General features: G+C 64.3%; 2 protein-coding genes and 1 pseudogene. 2 read left to right on the top strand and 1 reads right to left on the bottom strand.

Annotated elements, in window-relative coordinates:
* Positions 1-579, bottom strand: a pseudogene (locus CP49_RS46390) (hypothetical protein); the annotation flags it as partial.
* Between the two features lie 345 nt (positions 580-924).
* On the opposite strand from CP49_RS46390, the gene mnmA reads away from it, so the two are divergent.
* Positions 925-2,127, top strand: coding sequence for a tRNA 2-thiouridine(34) synthase MnmA (mnmA, locus tag CP49_RS30450; protein WP_063791803.1), 1,203 nt, complete (start codon positions 925-927; stop codon positions 2,125-2,127).
* A 21-nt stretch (positions 2,128-2,148) separates the two neighbouring features.
* Positions 2,149-2,635: class I SAM-dependent methyltransferase (locus CP49_RS30445; RefSeq protein ID WP_245310941.1), on the top strand; the 487-nt coding region annotated here is incomplete at its 3' end.

Below are 2,635 nucleotides of genomic sequence, written 5' to 3'. Positions count from 1 at the left end.
CGTGGCAGCCGGCGCCGCGGGCGCTGTGGGGATAGCGGCGGCAACGGCATCGGCCGTCACCACGGCCGCTCCATCCGGCACCGTCTCGGTCTGATCGATTGCCGGGGAAGTGTCGCCGGAAGATGCCTGCGTCGTCTCGTCGGACTTCGCATTATCGGACTTTGGCGCGTCGGACTTCGATTTGCCGCGGCGAGCCGCCGCGGCCTTGGTGTCAGTATCGGCCATGGCGTCGACTTTGCTGTCGTCGTGTGCCTTGTCGCTGCGTGCCTTATCGTTGTGTGCCTTGGCCGTGGCGTTGCGATCATTCGAATCGTTGCGCGCGGCTTTGTCTGCCCTGTCCGAAGCGGCGGCGTTGTCGCGGGCGCGATTGTCGGACGCTGCTTGCGTATCGTCGGAGCGGCGCGGGGCGGGCGTTGGGTCCGGCGTGCGATTGTCGTTGTGGCTGGCGGCCGTATTGCTGTCGACCAGCGCCGCGAAGCTGTCGTTTCCGGAGGATGGCTCGGAATCCGGCCGGCCGGACCTCGCCGCTGCGGTCTGAAAAGATGCGTTTGCCGATACTTCTGACGTGACACTAACCACGGGTGACCCTCGCGCTGAGCTCTCGGCTACCATTCAGCAAGGACCGGGCCACCTGCCGTTGTAGAAATTTTCATTATTTTTCAAATACTTAAGAAACTGATCGCCGGATTGCCGTGCATGACCGCGGCCCCCTTTTCTGCCCGGCGGCAAGATTTGCCGTCCTGGAGCCGCTCCAAAAAAGAGATCGGCTGATTGCCTCGCGGGAATACGGCCTATATTAAAGAACGGCGTCCGATCCGGCCCAGTACGGCCAAATGATGCTATAAGGCCTTATATATAAAGGCTTTTTAACCCTGACCGCGAGCCGCGTGGTGTTGCTCGCGATTGAAGACGATGACCCCTGGCATGCGAAACAGTCTGGATCTCGAAGGCCGTCCGCAGGACACACGGATCGTGGTCGCCATGTCCGGCGGCGTCGATTCATCGGTGACGGCTGCCTTGCTGAAGTCCGAAGGCTACGACGTGGTCGGGATCACGCTGCAGCTTTACGACCATGGCGCGGCCACCCATCGCAAGGGCGCCTGTTGCGCCGGGCGGGACATCCACGATGCCCGCAACGTCGCCGAACGCATCGGCATTCCGCATTACGTGCTCGACTATGAGAGCCGTTTCCGCGAATCCGTGATCGATAATTTTGCCGACAGCTACGCGCTCGGCGAAACGCCGGTGCCCTGCATCGAGTGCAACCGCTCGGTCAAGTTTCGCGACCTGCTGGCGACCGCGCGCGAACTCGGCGCGCAGGCGCTCGCGACCGGACACTATGTCGCCTCGCGCCGCCTTGCCGACGGATCGCGGGCGCTGGTCTGCGCTGCCGACGCCGATCGCGACCAGAGCTATTTCCTGTTCGCGACCACCCGCGAGCAACTCGATTATCTGCGCTTTCCGCTCGGGGACATGACCAAGCCGCAGACGCGCGAACTGGCCCGGCGCTTCGGCCTCGAAGTCGCCGAGAAGCAGGACAGCCAGGACATCTGCTTCGTGCCGACCGGGCGCTACACCGACATCATCGGCCGCCTTAAGCCCGGCGCGATCGAGCCCGGCGACATCGTCGATCTCGAGGGCCGCGTCATCGGCCGGCATCAGGGCATCGTTCATTTCACCGTCGGCCAGCGCAAGGGATTGGGCATCGCCGCCGGCGCGCCGCTCTATGTCGTCAAGCTCGATGCGGCCAGCCGCCGCGTCGTGGTGGGGCCGCGCGAGGCATTGCGGATGGATCGCATCCGCCTTCGTGACGTCAACTGGATCGGCGACGGCGCGCTCGACCGCGTTGTCGGCGACGGCATTGAGATGTTCGTGCGCGTGCGCTCGACGCGCGCGCCGCAGCCGGCGTGGCTGCGTGCGGTCGACGGCGGTTATGAGGTCGAACTCGTCGCCGGCGAAGAGGGCGTATCGCCCGGCCAGGCCTGCGTGTTCTACGATGCGCCTGCCGGACAGGCGCGCGTGCTTGGCGGCGGGTTCATCAAGAGCGCAACCGCGCGCCTTGCAGTGGCGAGGGCAGGGGCACAGCCAATGATGACGCCGCCGCTTGCCGAGGCGATGCGCACTTAAGAAAAAATCGGGGCAGGGGAAATGGCTGGGGACATCGACCGCGAGGGGGTCGAAAAGGCTTATGGGCGCTGGGCGCCGGTCTACGATCTCGTTTTCGGCAAGGTATTCGACGAGGGCCGCCGATCGACCATCGCCGAAGCCGACAAGATCGGCGGGCGCGTTCTCGACGTGGGCGTCGGCACCGGGCTGTCGCTGTCTGAATATTCGCGCAACACGAAATTGTGCGGCGTCGACATTTCCGAACCGATGCTGCGGCGGGCGCGGAAGCGCGTGCGCGAGTTCGGCCTCACCAATGTCGAAACGCTCGCGGTGATGGACGCCAAGAACCTGGCATTCCCGGATTCGTTTTTCGATGCGGTGGTGGCGCAATATGTCATCACGGCGGTGCCGGATCCCGAGGCGACACTGGATGATTTCATCCGCGTCCTGAAACCCGGCGGTGAACTCATTCTGGTTAATCACATCGGTGCCGAAAGCGGCCCGCGCCGCATCTTCGAACTGGCGTTTG

This window comes from Bradyrhizobium valentinum, from assembly GCF_001440405.1.
In the GTDB taxonomy this organism is placed as follows: Bacteria; Pseudomonadota; Alphaproteobacteria; order Rhizobiales; family Xanthobacteraceae; genus Bradyrhizobium; species Bradyrhizobium valentinum.
The sequence above is the reverse complement of the archived record's forward strand: the minus strand, read 5'-3'. Positions and strand labels throughout refer to the sequence as shown.